Genomic DNA, 16,029 nt, shown 5'->3' on the forward strand with positions numbered 1-16,029 from the left:
GCGCGAAGGTGGCCGCACCGTCGGTGCTGGCGTCGTCGCCAAGGTGATTGAGTAATCACCATGGCAAGCCAACGCATACGCATTCGACTTAAGGCGTTCGATCACCGACTGATCGATCAGTCCGCGCGCGAGATCGTGGATACGGCAAAGCGCACAGGCGCGCAGGTGCGTGGCCCCGTGCCGCTGCCCTCGCGGCATGAGCGTTACACCGTATTGATCTCGCCACACGTCAACAAGGACGCACGCGATCAGTATGAGCTCCGCACGCATAAGCGGCTGATGGATATCGTCGATCCGACCGACAAGACGGTCGACGCCCTGATGAAGCTCGACCTGGCTGCCGGCGTCGACGTACAGATCAAACTGAGCTGAGGTTAAGACGATGGCCATTGGTGTGATCGGCCGTAAAGCCGGTATGACCCGTATCTTCAGTGACGACGGTCGCTCTGTTCCTGTCACCGTGATCGAGGTGCAGCCGAACCACGTGACTCAAAATAAGACTGAGGAGCGAGATGGTTACCGTGCGATTCAGGTGACCACGGGGCGCCGCCGTCAGACGCGGGTGACCGAGCCGATGGCTGGGCATTTCGCGACGGCGGGCGGCGCGCCGGGCTTGACGCTGCGCGAATTCCGTCGCGACGCCGGCGTGGGCGAAGACCTGAGCGACGGCGGCGAGCTGACGGTTTCGCTGTTCGAGGTTGGACAAAAGGTCGATGTGCGCGGCGTCACCAAGGGGCGCGGTTTTACCGGCACCATCCGGCGCCATCATTTTCGCGGTCAGGACAGCACCCACGGCAACTCGTTGTCGCATCGTGCTCCGGGCTCGATTGGCCAATGCCAGACCCCAGGACGCGTGGTCAAGGGCAAGAAGATGGCCGGCCAGATGGGTAACGTGAATCGCTGTCAGCAAAATCTCGAGGTGATTCGGGTCGACGTTGATCGCAATCTCTTGCTGATCCGCGGCGGTGTGCCGGGTCCAGCCGGTGGGCGTCTGTTCGTGGTGCCCTCGGTGAAACAGAAGAATCGGAAGGGTTAATCATGGAGCTGGCTATTCGCAACGCCGAGTCGTCGTCGGTCCAGGTTGCCGACCTGGTCTTCGGTGTCGACTACAAGCCGGGACTTGTGCATCAAGTCGTCACGGCCTATCTGGCCGGTGCACGTTCCGGAACCAAGGCGCAAAAAAACCGTGCTGCGGTGAGCGGTGGCGGGGCTAAGCCGTATCGGCAGAAGGGGACTGGCCGTGCGCGAGCCGGTACCAGCCGCAGCCCATTGTGGCGCAGCGGCGGCGTGACCTTCGCGGCCCAACCGCGCAGCTACGAGCAGAAGGTGAATCGCAAGATGTATCGTGGCGCGGTGCGCTCGATCCTCTCGGAGCTGATCCGCGCCGAGCGCCTGATTCTGGTCTCGGAGCTGAGCATCAGCACGCCGAAGACCAAAGAGGTCCGCGCGAAGCTGGCTGAGTTCGGCCTCGAGCGCGCACTGATCCTGGTCGATGAGGTTGAGGACAACCTGGCACTGGGAGCCCGCAATCTGCCGGGCGTCTGGGTCGATACGGCCACCAGTGTGGATCCGGTCAGCCTGGTCGCAGCCGAACATCTGATCGTCACCGAGGCGGCGTTGCGTCGTCTCGAGGAGCGTCTGTCATGAATGCCGGCATCAATCAAGAACGACTGATGAAGGTGCTGCTTGGGCCGATCATCTCCGAGAAGGCCTCGCTCGCCGCCGACCAGTCCGCGCAATACGTGTTCAAGGTCGAGCCAACCGCGACCAAGCGCGAGATCGGCCAGGCCGTCGAACTGCTGTTCGAGGTCAAGGTGGACTCGGTGCAAGTGCTCAACGTCAAAGGCAAGGCGAAGCGCTTTGGGGCACGGCTTGGCAAACGACCTGGCTGGCGTAAGGCCTATGTGCGCCTCGCGTCCGGCAATGATATCGACTTTGGGGGCGGTGCCTGATCGGCTGAACTCGAGCGACGGCGCGTGATGCGCGCGCACGGCGGCACCTGTTAAGGCCCATCAACGACACGGATAACAAACAATGGCTATCGTGAAAACAAATCCGACATCGCCTGGCCGGCGGTTTGTCGTCAAGATTACCGGGACCGGGCTGCACAAGGGTGAGCCACACGAGGCATTGCTCTCGAAGAAGTCGAAGACCGGTGGTCGTAACAATCAGGGCCGTATCTCGGTGCGGCATCGTGGTGGCGGTCATAAGCAGCGCTATCGGCTGGTCGATTTCAAGCGCCGCAAGAAAGAGGTGCCGGCTGTCGTGGAGCGGATCGAATACGATCCGAACCGCAGCGCCAACATCGCCCTGCTCAAGTACGCCGATGGCGAGCGCGCCTACATTATCGCACCCAAGGGTCTGAGCCAAGGCGCGACCGTGGTGGCCTCGGAGACGGCGCCGATCTCGGCGGGCAACTGCTTGCCGCTGCGCAATATCCCGGTCGGTACCGAAGTGCATTGCATCGAGATGCGTCCCGGCAAGGGCGCGCAGTTGGCTCGGGCGGCAGGGGCCTCGGTGCAGCTGGTCGCGCGCGAAGGTGACTCCGCGACCTTGCGGCTGCGTTCCGGCGAGATGCGCAAGGTGCATGCCGACTGCCGTGCCGTGGTTGGTGTCGTCGGCAATGGCGAGCATAGCCTGCGCAAGCTTGGTAAGGCGGGTGCCTCGCGTTGGCGCGGCGTGCGTCCGACGGTGCGTGGCGTCGTCATGAATCCGGTGGATCACCCGCACGGTGGTGGTGAAGGCCGCACCTCGGGTGGTCGTCACCCGGTGAGCCCCTGGGGACTACCGACCAAGGGCCATAAGACTCGAAACAACAAGCGTACGGACGGCATGATCGTACGTCGTCGTCGGCGCAAGTAAGACAACGCGAGGAGCGATCACGTGGCACGTTCGATCCGCAAGGGCCCGTTCATCGATCATCACTTGGCCAAAAAGGTCGAGGATGCGGTGGCCCAGAATAGTAAACGGCCGATCAAGACCTGGTCGCGCCGCTCGATGATATTGCCGGAGATGGTCGGTCTGACCATCGCCGTCTACAACGGTCGCCAGCATGTGCCGGTGTTGATCAATGAGAACATGATTGGCCACAAGCTCGGCGAATTCGCGCTGACCCGGACCTTCCGCGGTCACGCGGCGGACCGCAAGGCCAAGAAGCGCTAGGGGATAAGGCATGCAAGCAGCAGCGACACTGAAGTATGCGCGTATCTCGGCGCAGAAAGCGCGGCTGGTCGCGGATCAGATTCGCGGACAGCACGTTGAACGCGCACTCAATGATCTGGCGTTCAGCACCAAGAAAGGCGCGCGCATGCTGCGCAAGCTCTTGGAGTCCGCGATCGCCAATGCCGAGAATAACGCCGGAGCGGACATCGACCAATTGCACGTCATCGAGGTGCAGGTGGGCGAGGGTCCAACGATGAAGCGCCTGCGCGCTCGGGCCAAGGGCCGAGCGTCGCGGATCTTGAAACGCACCAGCCACATTAGTGTCCGGGTAGCCGAACGCGACGGTCGGGGTTGAGGCATGGGACAAAAAGTACATCCAACGGGTATTCGGCTCGGCATCGTCAAGGATTGGAATTCGACCTGGTACGCGAGCACCAAGGATTATCCCGATCTGTTGAACAACGATCTCGAGGTCCGGGAGTTTCTGAAGAAGAAGCTCTCCAACGCCTCGGTGAGTCGCATCCAGATCAACCGGCCGGCACGCAACGCGCACATCACCATCCATACCGCGCGCCCCGGCGTTGTCATCGGTAAAAAGGGCGGCGATATCGACAAGCTGCGCGCGGAGGTCTCCGAGCGCATGGGGATTCCGGTGCACATCAGCATCGAGGAGATCCGTAAGCCTGAGCTCGATGCGCAGTTGGTTGCCGAGGGCATTGCCCAGCAGCTCGAGCGCCGCATCATGTTCCGTCGCGCGATGAAACGCGCGGTGCAAGGCACCATGCGGGCCGGCGCCGGCGGTGTGCGCGTGAATATCGCCGGGCGCTTGAATGGCGCCGAGATCGCGCGCTCCGAGTGGTATCGCGAGGGTCGCGTGCCGTTGCACACCTTGCGCGCCGACATCGACTATGGCTTCGCCGAAGCACGGACGACCTACGGCATCCTCGGTGTGAAGGTATGGGTCTTCCGCGGCGAGATTCTTGGGGACTTCCCGGGCGCCGGCGTCAAAGACAAGACCGAGAAGAAGGGTTGAGCCATGCTGCAGCCAAAGCGTACAAAATTTCGAAAGCAGCACAAGGGGCATAATCGCGGCCTGGCGCAGAGCGGCAATCAGGTCTCGTTCGGTGAGTTCGGCCTCAAGGCAGTCGGTCGCGGTCGTCTGACAGCGAGACAGATCGAGGCGGCACGGCGTGCGATCACGCGTAAGGTCAAGCGCGGCGGTAAGCTCTGGATTCGCGTCTTCCCGGATAAGCCGGTCTCGAAGAAACCGCTCGAGGTCCGCATGGGTAAAGGTAAGGGCAACGTTGAATATTGGGTCGCGTTGATCCAGCCCGGACGCATGCTCTACGAGATCGAGGGCATCCCCGAGGAGTTGGCGCGCGAGGCCTTTCAGCTCGCCGCCGCCAAACTCCCCATGCAGACCAGATTTGAGAAGAGGACGGTGCTCTGATGAAGGCTCAAGAACTCCGCGCACTCGGTCAGGCCGAACTGCAGAAGCGCTTGCACGAGCTGCTCAAGGAGCAGTTCAATCTGCGCATGCAGCAGCGCACCGGCCAACTGTCACGGCCGTCGCAGGTCAAGGCAGTGCGGCGTGATATTTCCCGGGTCAAGACCCTAATGACTGAGCAAACCAAGCCCTCGGCGGGGATCGGTCAATGAGTGAGAAGAATGACAGCAATCGCGTCCTCACCGGCCAGGTGATCAGTAACGCGATGGATAAGACCATTACCGTCGTGATCGAGCGCCGGGTCAAACATCCGTTGTATGGCAAGTTCATGCGCCGTTCCACCAAAGTGCATGCGCACGACGACGCGAACGAATGCAATAAGGGTGATTGGGTGCGCGTCGAGCAGTGCCGGCCCTTGTCGAAAACCAAGAGTTGGCGGTTGGTCGAGGTCGTCGAGCGCGCGCGCTAGGTCGCGCGCTCGCGGGTCGTCGACTTGGACGCACGAGCCGGGTCTCGCTCGATATCCGCTCAGCAGTTGCAAAGGTAGGTTCACACAATGATTCAAATGCAAACCCGCCTCGGCGTCGCCGATAACAGCGGTGCGCGCTCAGTGCAGTGCATTAAGGTGCTTGGCGGATCGCACCGGCGTTATGCGGGCATCGGTGACGTGGTCAAGGTCACGGTGAAGGATGCGATCCCGCGTGGCAAGGTCAAGAAGGGCGACGTTTACAACGCGGTTGTGGTGCGTACGCGTCAGGGTGTGCGGCGCCCGGATGGCTCGCGAATCCGCTTCGACGGGAATGCGGCGGTGCTGTTGAACAATCAACTGCAGCCCATTGGCACCCGTATTTTCGGGCCCGTGACGCGTGAATTGCGCGGCGAGCGCTTCATGAAGATTATCTCGCTGGCACCCGAGGTTCTCTGAATTCACAACCCGGGTTGCGGTGGAGTGCGCATTGCGAGCGACACCAGAACGGTAGCAGGCAGGTTCAAGTCATGAACAAGATCAAGGTAGGCGATGACGTGATGGTCATCACCGGCAAGGATAAGGGCAAACGCGGCACCGTGCTGAAGATGGATGGTGACCGCATCGTGGTGGAAAACGTCAACATGGCGAAGAAGCACCAGAAGCCGAATCCACAAAAGGGCGTCCCCGGCGGTATCGTCGATAAAGAGATGCCTTTGCATCGCTCGAATGTTGGCGTCTACAACCCCGCAGCTGGACGCGCCGATCGGGTTGGATTCAAGACCCTCGAGGACGGTAGAAAGGTCCGTGTTTTCAAGTCCGACGGCGAAGTCGTGGACGTTGGGTAAAGTTATGTCTAGGCTACAGACGATTTATCACGAAAAGTACGTCGGCGAGCTGCGCGAGCGCTTTGGTTACAAGAGCGTGATGCAGGTTCCTCGGCTCACCAAGATCACCCTGAACATGGGCGTCGGTGAAGCCGTGACGGACAAGAAGGTCATGGATTTTGCGGTCGGCGATCTGACCAAGATCGCGGGCCAGAAGCCGATCGTGACCAATGCGCGTAAGTCAGTCGCTGGGTTCAAGATCCGCGAGGGCTGGCCGGTCGGCTGCAAGGTCACGCTGCGGCGCGAGCGCATGTACGAATTCCTCGACCGGCTGATCAATGTCGCGATCCCTCGCGTGCGGGATTTTCGTGGCCTCAGCCCCAAGGCGTTCGACGGGCGCGGCAACTATTCGCTCGGTGTGCGCGAGCAGATCATCTTCCCGGAGATCGACTACGATAAGATCGATACCGTGCGCGGCCTCGATGTGGTGATTACCACCACGGCACGCACCGATGAGGAAGGGCGCGCATTGCTCGAGACCTTCCAGTTCCCGTTTCGTACCTAATTTTCGGAGGCAAGGTTGGCGAAAAAGAGCATGATCGCGCGCGACCGCAAGCGTGCACTGATTGCGCAACGCTATGCAGAACGGCGTGCGCAGTTGAAGGCTGTTATCAATGATCGGAGCGCTGATCCGGAGCAGGTTGAGGCGGCGGTGGTGGCTCTGCAAAAGCTGCCGCGCGATGCCAGTCCGTCGCGCTATCAGCGCCGTTGCCGCGTTAGTGGTCGGCCGCATTCGGTCTATCGCAAGTTTGGCCTCGGACGCAATAAACTGCGCGAGGCCGTGATGCGCGGCGACGTGCCGGGCGTGGTCAAGGCCAGCTGGTAAAACCCAGTTGGTGAAACCGCGCGTGATCGACCTCTTGGGAGTCGCTCCAAGGCACCTCCCGAGTCGGGTCTAGCATTGAGAACCTCATCCGCTGGGACGGGCATGCGCCGGCGGATTTGATCGGAGTGTCCGATCACCCTGTTCGCCATAGGCGCGCGGGACCGAGAAACCCTAAAGGGTATCGCGCTCTCATCGGCGGTCTGACCCTGGAGTCAATCTAATGAGTATGACCGATCCCATTGCGGATATGCTGACGCGCATCCGCAACGGCCAGGCGCGCGGCAAGATTACGATCTCGATGCCGCTCTCGAAGAAGAAACAAGCCATCGCCAACCTCCTGCGCGATGAAGGCTACATCGCCGACGTGTCCGTCGAGGACGATGACAAAGCCCGGCCACAGTTGGTGCTCAAACTGAAGTATTACCGCGGTAAGCCGGTGATCGAGTACCTGAAGCGCGTCTCGCGCCCAGGGTTGCGCATCTATCGCGGCAAGGACGAGTTGCCTCGTGTCTGGGGCGGCCTTGGTGTGGTCATCATCTCGACCTCACAGGGCTTGATGTCCGATCGCGCGGCGCGCCAAGCCGGACACGGCGGCGAAATCCTGGCTTACGTGGCCTAAGGGAGGTTGTCATGTCCAGAATAGCGAAAGCACCCGTCAAGGTACCGAGCGGCGTCGATGTATCGATGTCCGGTCGCGATGTCACCGTCAAAGGGCCGAAGGGCTCACTCTCGTGGTCGGTGCATCCGTTCGTCGAGGTCGAGATCGATGGCGCCATCGTCACCACGCGTCCCGCGAATGACGAGGATGAGCAGTGGGCGATGGTCGGCACCACGCGCGCTCTATTGAACAATATGGTGCACGGCGTCAGCAGCGGCTTCGAGCGCAAGCTCACTCTCGTGGGCGTGGGTTATCGTGCGCAAGCCAAGGGCAAGGTGTTGAACCTCGCGCTCGGTTATTCGCATCCGATCGACTTCTCGATGCCGGAAGGCATCGAGATCGAAACGCCGACGCCAACCGAGATCGTTGTGCGCGGCATCGATAAACAACAGGTCGGTCAGGTCGCTGCGGTGATTCGCGGATTCCGTCCGCCGGAACCGTACAAGGGCAAGGGCGTTCGTTACGCGGATGAACAGGTCCTGCGTAAAGAAGCCAAGAAGAAATAGGTGATGCGGATGGATAAGAAACATGCGCGGCTGCGGCGCGCGACGCGCGCCCGGGCTAAGATTCGCGAACTCGGTGGCTATCGGCTCTGCGTGTATCGCACGCCGCGCCACATTTACGCTCAGGTGATCGGTGAGGGCGGTGATCGTGTGATCGCATGCGCCTCAACGGTCGAAAAAGAGCTCAAGGCCGCCTGCGAAGGTCACACCGGCAATATCAGCGCGGCGGCGAAGATCGGCCAAGCGATCGCCGATCGTGCGCGTTCAGCGGGGGTCGAGAAGGTCAGCTTTGACCGCTCCGGGTTCAAGTATCACGGCCGCGTCAAGGCGCTGGCCGATTCCGCGCGCGAGCACGGGCTTCAGTTCTGAGGAGACGATGATGTCGAATTACAACCCCAAGCCCGAAGGCGACGATCTGCTCGAAAAGCTGATCTCGGTCAACCGTGTCGCGAAGGTCGTCAAGGGCGGCCGCGTGTTCGGCTTCGGTGCGCTCACCGTGGTTGGTGATGGCAAGGGCCGGGTCGGCTATGGCACCGGTAAGGCGCGCGAAGTCCCGGTCGCGATCCAAAAGGCGATGGAGAGCGCGCGCAAGAACATGGTCGATATCAAGCTCAAGGGCTCAACCCTGCAGTATCCGGTCAACGGCCGGCACGGCGCGGCGCATGTCTACATGCAACCCGCCTCCGAGGGTACGGGCATCATCGCCGGTGGTGCGATGCGCGCGGTGTTCGAGGTGGTCGGGGTGCAGGATGTGCTGGCAAAGTGCATCGGTACCAATAACGCCATCAACGTGGTTCAGGCGACGATCAATGGCCTCTCCGGCATGGCCGACGCCGAGGCGGTTGCGGCCAAGCGCGGCAAAACCGTCGATGAGATCCTAGGTTAGGAGCAAGACATGGCGGAGAACAGGCTGAAGGTACAGCTCGTGCGCAGCATGCACGGGCGCTTGAAGACGCACCAGGATTGTGTCCGCGGCCTCGGCTTGCGGCGCATGCACCAGATCGTCGAGGTGGAAGATACGCCAGCGACGCGCGGGATGGTGAACAAGGTGCAGTACATGGTCCGCGTTTTGGAGGACGGTTGAGATGCGTCTGAATACTCTTTCACCCGATCCGGGTAGCCGCTCCGACGCCAAGCGCGTCGGTCGCGGCATCGGCAGCGGGCTCGGCAAGACGGCTGGTCGTGGCCATAAAGGCCAGAAGGCGCGCACAGGCGGCTTCCATAAGACGGGCTTCGAAGGCGGCCAGATGCCGTTGCAGCGGCGTTTGCCCAAGGTCGGCTTTCGCTCGCGCAAGGCGATCAGCAAGGATGAGATCCGGCTCGGCGAGCTGAAGCGGCTCGAGGGTACCGAGGTCGACTTGGCGAGCCTGCGCGCCGCCGGGTTGGTCAGTGGTGCCATCTCGTCGGTGAAGCTCATCAAATCCGGTGAGGTCGATCGCGCTTATCAGGTCAAGGGTCTGCGGGTCAGCGCTGGCGCGCGTGCCGCGATTGAAGCGGCCGGCGGATCGGTCAGCGACAGCTAAACGATCGCTCAACCGACAGCTCAACCGATAGATCAAGGGGCGCGAAGATGGCGAAGAACACGGCATCGATGATGCAGTCGCTCGGTGGCATGGGGCGGCTCACCGAGTTGCGACAGCGGCTGCTGTTCGTGCTCGGTGCACTGCTCGTCTACCGGATCGGCACCTTCATACCGGTGCCGGGAGTCAATCCCGAGGCGTTGGCCGTTATCTTCGACCAAAACCAGGGCTCGATCCTGGACATGTTCAACATGTTCTCGGGCGGTGCCTTGGAGCGGGCGAGCATCCTCGCGCTGGGGATCATGCCGTACATCTCGGCGAGCATCATCATGCAGCTGATGTCGGCGGTCATCCCGCAGCTCGAGCAGTTGAAGAAGGAGGGTGAGGCCGGCCGCCGCAAGATCACCCAATACACGCGCTATGGCACCGTGGTCTTGGCGACCTTTCAGGCGATCGGTATCTCGATCGCGCTGCAGGGTCAGACCGCCGGAGGCTCCGCCTTGGTGGTCCAGCAGGGCTTCGGCTTTGTTTTCACCGCAGCGGTGTCGTTGGTGACCGGCACCATGTTCCTGATGTGGCTTGGCGAGCAGATCACCGAGCGCGGTATAGGTAATGGCATCTCGCTGATCATCTTCGCCGGTATCGTCGCGGGCCTGCCGGCCGCCGTCGGCGGCACCCTGGAGCTGGTGCGCACCGGTGAGATGAACGCGCTCGCCGTGCTGGTGCTCTTCGCGCTGGCCCTCGCAGTCACCGCGTTCGTGGTCTTCGTCGAGCGCGGGCAGCGGCGGATTACCGTCAACTATGCGCGACGCCAACAGGGACGGCGCATGCTCGCGGCGCAGAGCACGCATCTGCCGCTGAAGCTGAATATGGCGGGCGTGATTCCGCCGATCTTCGCCTCGAGCATCATCCTCTTTCCGGGCACGCTCGGACAGTGGTTCGGGCAGTCCGAGAACATGCGCTGGCTGGCGGATCTGACGAGCAAACTCTCGCCTGGTGAGCCGGTCTATGTGCTCTTCTACGCCACCGCGATCATCTTTTTCTGTTTCTTCTATACCGCCTTGGTCTTCAACGCCAAGGATACGGCTGATAATCTGAAGCGCTCGGGCGCCTTCATCCCGGGTATTCGCCCCGGAGAACAGACCGCGCGCTACATCGATTCGGTCATGACGCGGCTCACGGCAGCTGGCGCGCTTTACATCACCGCCGTCTGTCTGCTGCCCGAGTTCCTGATCGTCGGTTGGAACGTGCCGTTCTACTTCGGCGGCACCTCGCTGCTGATCGTCGTGGTGGTGGTGATGGACTTCATGGCCCAGGTCCAGGCGCATCTGATGTCCCATCAGTACGAGGGCCTGATGAAGAAGGCCAATCTGAAGGCGCCCGGAGCGGGGCTAACGCGATAACAAGACTATTGGGCGCGGCGCGGCGAAGCGCTCGTCTCACTTGAGCGATTGAGGCCGCGACCCTCCATCGAAAACGGAGAGAACCATGAAGGTAAGAGCATCTGTCAAAAAGATCTGCCGCCACTGCAAGACCATCCGTCGCAATGGCACGATTCGCGTGATCTGTAAGGATCCGCGACACAAACAACGCCAGGGCTGAGGTGTGCGCTTGCGTTGCTGCTTTCATCTGAAAGCGCGCAGTGCTATACTGCCCTGTTTACACTTTTTCTTCTAAAAGAACCGAACGCTCAGGAGCGCAACGCGCATGGCTCGAATCGCCGGAGTCAACATTCCAGACCGAAAACACGCGGTCATTGCCTTGACATCGATCTACGGGATCGGGCGGACTCGGGCTGCCGCGATCTGCGAGGCCGCACAGGTGCCGACCACCGCGCCTATCCGCACGCTATCCGAGGACGAGATCGAGCGTCTTCGCACCGAGATTGGCAAATACTCGGTCGAGGGTGATCTCCGGCGTGAGGTGTCGATGAATATCAAGCGTCTGATGGACCTAGGCTGCAACCGGGGGATTCGCCATCGGCGCGGCCTTCCGCTTCGCGGTCAGCGCACGCGCACCAACGCGCGTACACGCAAGGGACCGCGGCGCCCGGTTCGTCGTTAAACCCGTCTAGGGCCTCTGACCGACTGGCGCGGGAACGCGCCGGCGGCAGGGAACGCCTTTTCCGCTCGGAGACAGATTACAGTGGCTAAGCAGCTGCGCACGCGCAAAAAAGTTAAGAAACAGGTGGCGGACGGCGTGGCCCATGTCCACGCCTCGTTCAATAACACCATCATCACCATCACCGATCGGCAGGGTAATGCCCTGACCTGGGCGACCTCCGGCGGCTCCGGTTTCCGTGGCTCGCGCAAGAGCACGCCGTTCGCGGCCCAGGTGGCCGCGACGCGCGCCGGCCAGGCCGCGAAGGAGTTCGGCGTCGTCAACCTCGATGTCCACGTCAAGGGTCCGGGGCCGGGCCGCGAATCTGCGGTGCGCGCGTTGAACAACGCGGGCTTCAAGGTCGCGAGCATCACCGACGTGACACCGATCCCACACAACGGTTGCCGACCGCCGAAGAAGCGGCGCGTCTAACGGGGCAGAGAACATGGCGAGATACATTGGTCCCACCTGCAAGCTGGCACGCCGCGAAGGCGTCGATCTTGGTCTCAAGAGCCGCGCGCGCGCGCTCGAGACCAAGTGCAATCTGGAAAAACAGCCTGGACAGGCCGCAGATCGACGCCGCCGGCTGTCCGATTACGGCCTGCAGTTGCGCGAAAAGCAGAAGGTCCGTCGCACCTATGGGGTGATGGAGAAACAGTTCCGCAATTACTATGCCGAGGCCGCGCGCCGCAAGGGCGCGACCGGCGAAAACCTGCTGCAGCTGCTCGAGCGTCGGCTCGATAATGTGGTGTATCGGATGGGCTTTGGTGCCACCCGCGCCGAGGCCCGGCAGTTGGTGGGTCACAAAGGCGTGTTGGTCAACGGCAAGGTGTTGTCGATCCCGTCCTATCAGGTTGCGGTCGACGACGAGATCGAGGTCCGGGAAAAGGCCAAGAAGCAGGTGCGCGTGCAGAATGCGCTGGCCTTGGCCGAGTCGAATGGCTTCGCGGAGTGGATCGAGGTCGACAGCAAGTCTGCGAAAGGGGTCTTCAAGCGGGTTCCGGATCGGGTCGATCTGCCGTCGGATATCAACGAGTCGCTGATCGTCGAGTTGTACTCCAAGTAACGCAACGCCGCCGAGGGAGTTTTTTATGTCAGACGTCGCAGGCGGCTTTCTCAAGCCGCGCATCGTCAAGGTCGATCCCGTCGCCGGCAGTCCGAATCGCGCCAAGGTCTCGCTCGAGCCTTTCGAGCGCGGCTTCGGGCATACGCTCGGCAACGCGCTTCGGCGAATCCTGTTGTCCTCGATGGATGGCTTCGCCGTCACCGAGGTCGAGATCCAGGGCATCCTGCATGAGTACACCACGATCGAAGGTGTTCAGCAGGATGTGCTTGAGATCCTGCTGAACCTGAAACAGCTCGCGATCCGCCTGCATGGGCGCGATGAGGGCACCTTTACCCTCAGCAAGGTGGGTCCTGGTGCCGTGACCGCCGGCGATATCAAGATCGATCACACGGCCGAGATCGCCAATCCCGATCTGGTGATCGCCAACCTCACCGGCAAGAGCGAGCTGAGCATGTCGCTGACCGTGCGCCGCGGACGCGGCTATGAGCCGGCGAGTGTGCGCGAGGCGAATGGCGCCGAGGAGCGTCCGATCGGCAAGCTGCCGCTCGACGCGACCTTCAGTCCGGTGTTGCGCGTCGCGATCGATGTCGAGGCGGCGCGCGTCGAGCAGCGGACCGATCTCGACCGGTTAGTGATCGATATCGAGACGGATGGGACGCTCGATGCCAAGGACGCGGTACAGCGCGCGGCGACCATCCTGCGTGACCAGCTCGGCAGCTTTGTCGATTTGGACCAGACTGGGCCAACCGATAGTCTCGGTAGTGAAGAGCGTCCGAGCGAACCGGCTTATGATCCGATCCTAGTGCGTCCGGTCGACGAGCTGGAGCTGACGGTCCGTTCGGCGAATTGCCTCAAGGCCGAGAACATCTATCTGATCGGTGATCTGATCCAGCGCACCGAGGTCGAGCTTCTGAAGACGCCCAACCTGGGCAAGAAGTCGCTCACCGAAATCAAGGATGTCTTGGCCACCCGCGGCTTATCGCTCGGCATGCGCCTAGAGAATTGGCCGCCCGAGAACATCGAAGAGTTGATGGTCAAGTAGCGACCGGAACATTACCGATCGGAACAGAACAATGCGACATCTAAAAGCTGGAAGAAAACTCAACCGGAATAGCACTCACCGCGAGGCGATGTTCCGCAACATGGCGGGCTCGCTGTTCCGACATGAGCTGATCAAGACGACGCTGCCGAAGGCCAAGGAGCTGCGCCGCGTGGCCGAGCCCTTGATCACCTTGGCGAAGGAAGATTCGGTCCATCATCGTCGCCTGGCCTTCGCCCGGCTGCGTGATAAGGAGGCCGTCGGCAAGCTCTTCACCGAACTCGGCCCGCGCTACAGCGAGCGTCCCGGCGGTTACCTGCGCATCCTCAAGTGCGGCTTCCGCGCCGGCGATGCGGCGCCGATGGCCTATGTCGAGCTGGTCGATCGTCCCATCGACGAGACATCGGGCGAGGATGACGATTGAGTCGAGACCCTTTAAGACGCTGGGTGATGCCTGTGTCTTGCGCTGAAACGGCCGGGTTCAACCCGGCCGTTTGCGTTTTGGGATTTGCCTGATGCCAGAACAACGGCCGGGGCAACAGCTAAATCACCCCACGCGCATCGCCCTGCTGACCGATTTTGGCGCCGGTCCCTATGTCGGCCAGATGCGGCTGCGCTTGACCGAGCTGGCGCCGGCAGTGCCCGTGATCGAGCTGATCTCCGATCTGCCAGCCTGCCGCCCGGAGCTGGCCGCCTATCTGCTGCCCGGCCTGGCCCGTGGCATGCCATCAACGACGCTCTACACCTGCGTGGTCGATCCGGGGGTGGGCACCGATCGCGGGCTCATCATCGCGCAATGCGCGGCGCATGGTTGGTGGTTGGCACCGGATAATGGTCTACTGATGCCGCTGTTGCGCGCTCATCCGAGTGCGCAGATCTTCCGCCTGCACTGGCGCCCAGCCCAGCTATCGGCGACCTTTCATGGCCGTGATCTGTTCGTGCCCGCAGCGGCGCGGCTGGTCGCGGGGGAATGGCTGGAGGCCGAGCCTGTCGCGGCGAGCCAACTGGTCGGCGCCGACTGGCCCACCGATTGCGCTCGCATCTGCTATGTGGACGCCTTTGGCAATCTGATCACCGGTCTGCCTGCCGATCGCCTTGCGGCCGATGCCGAGGTGCAAGCCGGCACACATGCGTTGAACTCGGCGCGGACCTTCGCCGATGTCGCGGTAGGCGAGGCCTTTTGGTATCGCAACGCCTTCGACCTGGTCGAACTGGCCGTGAATCAGGGGCGGGCCGATCACTGCCTGGGTCTTGGGTTCGGCGATCCGATCTCCAGCCGGCCGCCTCCGGCAGCAGCACCTTGAAACCGGCGGCGCCTTGAAATCCGTGTCGCGACCCTATTTCCAACACTGAACGCCCCGATTGCGCGGAGACGCCGAAGCCCCTTGTATCCCCCCATCGAACCCTTTGCCTCGGAACGCCTCGCGGTTGGCGAGGGCCATGAACTCTATCTCGAGCAGTGCGGCAATCCCAACGGCATGCCGGCGGTGTTTCTGCACGGTGGGCCGGGCGCCGGTTGTGGGCCCTCGCATCGGCGTTTCTTCGATCCCAAACGCTATCGCATCATCCTCTTCGATCAGCGCGGCTGCGGGCGCTCGACACCGCACGCGAGCCTCGAGCACAACAGCACCTGGGATCTGGTCGCCGACCTGGAGCGCATCCGCGAGCATCTAGGTCTCGAGCGCTGGCTGGTGTTTGGTGGCTCTTGGGGCTCGACGCTGGCCTTGGCCTACGCTGAGACCCATCCCGAGCGCGTCAGCGCGCTGGTGCTGCGCGGCATCTTCCTCTGTCGCCCCGAGGAGATCGCCTGGTTCTACCAACAGGGCGCGAACTGGATCTTCCCAGACCACTGGGGCGATTTTCTGGCACCGATCCCGGCGCACGAGCAGGATGACCTCCTCAGTGCCTATCATCGACGCCTGACCGGAGACGACCCGGCCACCCGGCTGACCGCCGCCAAGGCCTGGTCGATCTGGGAGGGGCGCTGCGCGACCCTGTTGCCGGATAAGACGATCCGCAGCGCTTTCAGCGATGAGCGGCTCGCCTTGAGCCTGGCGCGGATCGAATGCCATTATTTCGTCCATCAGGCCTTCTTGCGTCCGCATCAGCTGCGTGACGAGGCCTCGCGCCTGCGCGATATCCCGGGCGTCATCGTGCATGGTCGTTATGACCTGATCTGTCCGCTGCGCTCGGCCTGGGAGCTGGCTGCGGCCTGGCCGAGCGCCTCGCTCCAGATCATCAATGATGCCGGCCACGCCGCGTTCGAGCCCGGGATCGCGCAAGCGTTGGTGGCCGCAACCGATCGTCTGGCTGCGGAACTCCATTGAGCCTACCGCGATCGAACCCCGAGGGGCG

General features: G+C 62.2%; 30 protein-coding genes. All 30 read left to right on the forward strand.

Translation table 11 applies throughout. The features are described 5' to 3' along the window. Nucleotides 1-60: 60 nt before the first annotated feature. The 30 genes from rpsJ to pip all read left to right on the forward strand — a co-directional run bounded on the left by rpsJ (nucleotide 61) and on the right by pip (nucleotide 16,001). Nucleotides 61-372 carry a 30S ribosomal protein S10 gene (gene rpsJ, locus AC54T3_RS06855; protein ID WP_200343988.1) on the forward strand — a complete coding sequence of 104 codons (312 nt, stop codon included), beginning with the start codon at nucleotides 61-63 and terminating at the stop codon, nucleotides 370-372. A 10-nt stretch (nucleotides 373-382) separates the two neighbouring features. Continuing rightward, on the forward strand, nucleotides 383-1,036 hold the full coding sequence (gene rplC / locus AC54T3_RS06860) for a 50S ribosomal protein L3 (protein ID WP_496623484.1): 654 nt from the start codon (nucleotides 383-385) through the stop codon (nucleotides 1,034-1,036). Nucleotides 1,037-1,038: 2 nt separating this feature from the next. Further along, nucleotides 1,039-1,647, forward strand: coding sequence for a 50S ribosomal protein L4 (gene rplD, locus AC54T3_RS06865; RefSeq protein ID WP_496623486.1), 609 nt, complete (start codon nucleotides 1,039-1,041; stop codon nucleotides 1,645-1,647). Nucleotides 1,648-1,655: 8 nt separating this feature from the next. Next, on the forward strand, nucleotides 1,656-1,952 hold the full coding sequence (gene rplW, locus AC54T3_RS06870; RefSeq protein WP_496623623.1) for a 50S ribosomal protein L23: 297 nt from the start codon (nucleotides 1,656-1,658) through the stop codon (nucleotides 1,950-1,952). A gap of 82 nt (nucleotides 1,953-2,034) precedes the next feature. After that, entirely contained in the window at nucleotides 2,035-2,862 is an 828-nt protein-coding gene (gene rplB, locus AC54T3_RS06875) for a 50S ribosomal protein L2 (RefSeq protein ID WP_496623488.1), read from the forward strand. Nucleotides 2,863-2,883: 21 nt separating this feature from the next. After that, nucleotides 2,884-3,162 carry a 30S ribosomal protein S19 gene (rpsS, locus tag AC54T3_RS06880; RefSeq protein ID WP_200343995.1) on the forward strand — a complete coding sequence of 93 codons (279 nt, stop codon included), beginning with the start codon at nucleotides 2,884-2,886 and terminating at the stop codon, nucleotides 3,160-3,162. Nucleotides 3,163-3,172: 10 nt separating this feature from the next. Continuing rightward, nucleotides 3,173-3,517 carry a 50S ribosomal protein L22 gene (gene rplV / locus AC54T3_RS06885; protein WP_496623489.1) on the forward strand — a complete coding sequence of 115 codons (345 nt, stop codon included), beginning with the start codon at nucleotides 3,173-3,175 and terminating at the stop codon, nucleotides 3,515-3,517. A gap of 3 nt (nucleotides 3,518-3,520) precedes the next feature. Next, complete coding sequence (rpsC, locus tag AC54T3_RS06890) at nucleotides 3,521-4,195, forward strand: 30S ribosomal protein S3 (protein ID WP_496623491.1); 675 nt, start codon at nucleotides 3,521-3,523, stop codon at nucleotides 4,193-4,195. Between the two features lie 3 nt (nucleotides 4,196-4,198). After that, a complete protein-coding gene (gene rplP / locus AC54T3_RS06895; protein ID WP_496623492.1) occupies nucleotides 4,199-4,612 on the forward strand; it encodes a 50S ribosomal protein L16 in 414 nt (137 codons plus the stop codon). After that, the gene (rpmC, locus tag AC54T3_RS06900; protein WP_496623494.1) at nucleotides 4,612-4,821 is read left to right on the forward strand and encodes a 50S ribosomal protein L29; all 210 of its coding nucleotides are present in this window, start codon (nucleotides 4,612-4,614) and stop codon (nucleotides 4,819-4,821) included. Before rplP ends, rpmC begins: the two co-directional genes overlap by 1 nt. Continuing rightward, nucleotides 4,818-5,078, forward strand: coding sequence for a 30S ribosomal protein S17 (gene rpsQ / locus AC54T3_RS06905; RefSeq protein WP_496623495.1), 261 nt, complete (start codon nucleotides 4,818-4,820; stop codon nucleotides 5,076-5,078). Before rpmC ends, rpsQ begins: the two co-directional genes overlap by 4 nt. 87 nt (nucleotides 5,079-5,165) lie before the next feature. Next, a complete protein-coding gene (gene rplN / locus AC54T3_RS06910; protein ID WP_496623497.1) occupies nucleotides 5,166-5,534 on the forward strand; it encodes a 50S ribosomal protein L14 in 369 nt (122 codons plus the stop codon). A gap of 71 nt (nucleotides 5,535-5,605) precedes the next feature. Continuing rightward, complete coding sequence (gene rplX / locus AC54T3_RS06915; protein WP_201244767.1) at nucleotides 5,606-5,923, forward strand: 50S ribosomal protein L24; 318 nt, start codon at nucleotides 5,606-5,608, stop codon at nucleotides 5,921-5,923. 4 nt (nucleotides 5,924-5,927) lie between these two features. Continuing rightward, a complete protein-coding gene (gene rplE, locus AC54T3_RS06920; RefSeq protein ID WP_496623499.1) occupies nucleotides 5,928-6,467 on the forward strand; it encodes a 50S ribosomal protein L5 in 540 nt (179 codons plus the stop codon). Between the two features lie 15 nt (nucleotides 6,468-6,482). Beyond that, the gene (gene rpsN, locus AC54T3_RS06925) at nucleotides 6,483-6,788 is read left to right on the forward strand and encodes a 30S ribosomal protein S14 (protein WP_496623501.1); all 306 of its coding nucleotides are present in this window, start codon (nucleotides 6,483-6,485) and stop codon (nucleotides 6,786-6,788) included. A 220-nt stretch (nucleotides 6,789-7,008) separates the two neighbouring features. Beyond that, the gene (rpsH, locus tag AC54T3_RS06930; RefSeq protein ID WP_496623502.1) at nucleotides 7,009-7,407 is read left to right on the forward strand and encodes a 30S ribosomal protein S8; all 399 of its coding nucleotides are present in this window, start codon (nucleotides 7,009-7,011) and stop codon (nucleotides 7,405-7,407) included. An 11-nt stretch (nucleotides 7,408-7,418) separates the two neighbouring features. Then, a complete protein-coding gene (rplF, locus tag AC54T3_RS06935) occupies nucleotides 7,419-7,952 on the forward strand; it encodes a 50S ribosomal protein L6 (protein ID WP_496623503.1) in 534 nt (177 codons plus the stop codon). Between the two features lie 9 nt (nucleotides 7,953-7,961). Beyond that, nucleotides 7,962-8,318 (forward strand): 50S ribosomal protein L18, encoded by a 357-nt coding sequence (rplR, locus tag AC54T3_RS06940; RefSeq protein ID WP_496623505.1) that lies wholly within the window; start codon nucleotides 7,962-7,964, stop codon nucleotides 8,316-8,318. Nucleotides 8,319-8,328: 10 nt separating this feature from the next. After that, nucleotides 8,329-8,835 (forward strand): 30S ribosomal protein S5, encoded by a 507-nt coding sequence (gene rpsE / locus AC54T3_RS06945; protein WP_496623624.1) that lies wholly within the window; start codon nucleotides 8,329-8,331, stop codon nucleotides 8,833-8,835. A 9-nt stretch (nucleotides 8,836-8,844) separates the two neighbouring features. Further along, nucleotides 8,845-9,033, forward strand: a complete 189-nt coding sequence (rpmD, locus tag AC54T3_RS06950) for a 50S ribosomal protein L30 (RefSeq protein WP_496623507.1) — start codon at nucleotides 8,845-8,847, stop codon at nucleotides 9,031-9,033. A 1-nt stretch (nucleotide 9,034) separates the two neighbouring features. Next, a complete protein-coding gene (gene rplO, locus AC54T3_RS06955; RefSeq protein WP_496623508.1) occupies nucleotides 9,035-9,472 on the forward strand; it encodes a 50S ribosomal protein L15 in 438 nt (145 codons plus the stop codon). A 47-nt stretch (nucleotides 9,473-9,519) separates the two neighbouring features. Continuing rightward, nucleotides 9,520-10,872: a preprotein translocase subunit SecY gene (secY, locus tag AC54T3_RS06960; RefSeq protein WP_496623510.1), complete on the forward strand. Its 1,353-nt coding sequence runs from the start codon at nucleotides 9,520-9,522 to the stop codon at nucleotides 10,870-10,872. Nucleotides 10,873-10,957: 85 nt separating this feature from the next. Next, the gene (rpmJ, locus tag AC54T3_RS06965) at nucleotides 10,958-11,071 is read left to right on the forward strand and encodes a 50S ribosomal protein L36 (protein WP_200344028.1); all 114 of its coding nucleotides are present in this window, start codon (nucleotides 10,958-10,960) and stop codon (nucleotides 11,069-11,071) included. A 105-nt stretch (nucleotides 11,072-11,176) separates the two neighbouring features. Further along, nucleotides 11,177-11,533 (forward strand): 30S ribosomal protein S13, encoded by a 357-nt coding sequence (gene rpsM, locus AC54T3_RS06970; RefSeq protein ID WP_496623512.1) that lies wholly within the window; start codon nucleotides 11,177-11,179, stop codon nucleotides 11,531-11,533. Nucleotides 11,534-11,614: 81 nt separating this feature from the next. After that, nucleotides 11,615-12,001, forward strand: a complete 387-nt coding sequence (gene rpsK, locus AC54T3_RS06975) for a 30S ribosomal protein S11 (protein ID WP_201244756.1) — start codon at nucleotides 11,615-11,617, stop codon at nucleotides 11,999-12,001. A gap of 13 nt (nucleotides 12,002-12,014) precedes the next feature. Beyond that, complete coding sequence (gene rpsD, locus AC54T3_RS06980) at nucleotides 12,015-12,635, forward strand: 30S ribosomal protein S4 (protein WP_496623515.1); 621 nt, start codon at nucleotides 12,015-12,017, stop codon at nucleotides 12,633-12,635. Nucleotides 12,636-12,660: 25 nt separating this feature from the next. After that, nucleotides 12,661-13,677: a DNA-directed RNA polymerase subunit alpha gene (locus AC54T3_RS06985; RefSeq protein ID WP_496623516.1), complete on the forward strand. Its 1,017-nt coding sequence runs from the start codon at nucleotides 12,661-12,663 to the stop codon at nucleotides 13,675-13,677. A 31-nt stretch (nucleotides 13,678-13,708) separates the two neighbouring features. Next, nucleotides 13,709-14,098 carry a 50S ribosomal protein L17 gene (gene rplQ, locus AC54T3_RS06990; RefSeq protein WP_496623518.1) on the forward strand — a complete coding sequence of 130 codons (390 nt, stop codon included), beginning with the start codon at nucleotides 13,709-13,711 and terminating at the stop codon, nucleotides 14,096-14,098. 91 nt (nucleotides 14,099-14,189) lie between these two features. Continuing rightward, entirely contained in the window at nucleotides 14,190-14,978 is a 789-nt protein-coding gene (locus tag AC54T3_RS06995) for an SAM hydrolase/SAM-dependent halogenase family protein (protein ID WP_496623520.1), read from the forward strand. An 81-nt stretch (nucleotides 14,979-15,059) separates the two neighbouring features. Continuing rightward, nucleotides 15,060-16,001, forward strand: coding sequence for a prolyl aminopeptidase (gene pip, locus AC54T3_RS07000; RefSeq protein ID WP_496623522.1), 942 nt, complete (start codon nucleotides 15,060-15,062; stop codon nucleotides 15,999-16,001). Nucleotides 16,002-16,029 lie beyond the last annotated feature (28 nt).

It is taken from the genome of Halochromatium sp. NSM3, from assembly GCF_059621085.1.

Excerpts from the sequence above, each read along its gene's own strand:
- rpsJ (WP_200343988.1), top strand. The coding sequence starts at position 61 with ATGGCAAGCCAACGCATACGCATTCGACTTAAGGCGTTCGATCACCGA.
- rplC (WP_496623484.1), top strand. The coding sequence starts at position 383 with ATGGCCATTGGTGTGATCGGCCGTAAAGCCGGTATGACCCGTATCTTC.
- rplD (WP_496623486.1), top strand. The coding sequence starts at position 1,039 with ATGGAGCTGGCTATTCGCAACGCCGAGTCGTCGTCGGTCCAGGTTGCC.
- rplB (WP_496623488.1), top strand. The coding sequence starts at position 2,035 with ATGGCTATCGTGAAAACAAATCCGACATCGCCTGGCCGGCGGTTTGTC.
- rplV (WP_496623489.1), top strand. The coding sequence starts at position 3,173 with ATGCAAGCAGCAGCGACACTGAAGTATGCGCGTATCTCGGCGCAGAAA.
- rpsC (WP_496623491.1), top strand. The coding sequence starts at position 3,521 with ATGGGACAAAAAGTACATCCAACGGGTATTCGGCTCGGCATCGTCAAG.
- rplP (WP_496623492.1), top strand. The coding sequence starts at position 4,199 with ATGCTGCAGCCAAAGCGTACAAAATTTCGAAAGCAGCACAAGGGGCAT.
- rpmC (WP_496623494.1), top strand. The coding sequence starts at position 4,612 with ATGAAGGCTCAAGAACTCCGCGCACTCGGTCAGGCCGAACTGCAGAAG.
- rpsQ (WP_496623495.1), top strand. The coding sequence starts at position 4,818 with ATGAGTGAGAAGAATGACAGCAATCGCGTCCTCACCGGCCAGGTGATC.
- rplN (WP_496623497.1), top strand. The coding sequence starts at position 5,166 with ATGATTCAAATGCAAACCCGCCTCGGCGTCGCCGATAACAGCGGTGCG.
- rplX (WP_201244767.1), top strand. The coding sequence starts at position 5,606 with ATGAACAAGATCAAGGTAGGCGATGACGTGATGGTCATCACCGGCAAG.
- rplE (WP_496623499.1), top strand. The coding sequence starts at position 5,928 with ATGTCTAGGCTACAGACGATTTATCACGAAAAGTACGTCGGCGAGCTG.
- rpsH (WP_496623502.1), top strand. The coding sequence starts at position 7,009 with ATGAGTATGACCGATCCCATTGCGGATATGCTGACGCGCATCCGCAAC.
- rplF (WP_496623503.1), top strand. The coding sequence starts at position 7,419 with ATGTCCAGAATAGCGAAAGCACCCGTCAAGGTACCGAGCGGCGTCGAT.
- rplR (WP_496623505.1), top strand. The coding sequence starts at position 7,962 with ATGGATAAGAAACATGCGCGGCTGCGGCGCGCGACGCGCGCCCGGGCT.
- rpsE (WP_496623624.1), top strand. The coding sequence starts at position 8,329 with ATGTCGAATTACAACCCCAAGCCCGAAGGCGACGATCTGCTCGAAAAG.
- rpmD (WP_496623507.1), top strand. The coding sequence starts at position 8,845 with ATGGCGGAGAACAGGCTGAAGGTACAGCTCGTGCGCAGCATGCACGGG.
- rplO (WP_496623508.1), top strand. The coding sequence starts at position 9,035 with ATGCGTCTGAATACTCTTTCACCCGATCCGGGTAGCCGCTCCGACGCC.
- secY (WP_496623510.1), top strand. The coding sequence starts at position 9,520 with ATGGCGAAGAACACGGCATCGATGATGCAGTCGCTCGGTGGCATGGGG.
- rpmJ (WP_200344028.1), top strand. The coding sequence starts at position 10,958 with ATGAAGGTAAGAGCATCTGTCAAAAAGATCTGCCGCCACTGCAAGACC.
- rpsM (WP_496623512.1), top strand. The coding sequence starts at position 11,177 with ATGGCTCGAATCGCCGGAGTCAACATTCCAGACCGAAAACACGCGGTC.
- rpsD (WP_496623515.1), top strand. The coding sequence starts at position 12,015 with ATGGCGAGATACATTGGTCCCACCTGCAAGCTGGCACGCCGCGAAGGC.
- AC54T3_RS06985 (WP_496623516.1), top strand. The coding sequence starts at position 12,661 with ATGTCAGACGTCGCAGGCGGCTTTCTCAAGCCGCGCATCGTCAAGGTC.
- rplQ (WP_496623518.1), top strand. The coding sequence starts at position 13,709 with ATGCGACATCTAAAAGCTGGAAGAAAACTCAACCGGAATAGCACTCAC.
- AC54T3_RS06995 (WP_496623520.1), top strand. The coding sequence starts at position 14,190 with ATGCCAGAACAACGGCCGGGGCAACAGCTAAATCACCCCACGCGCATC.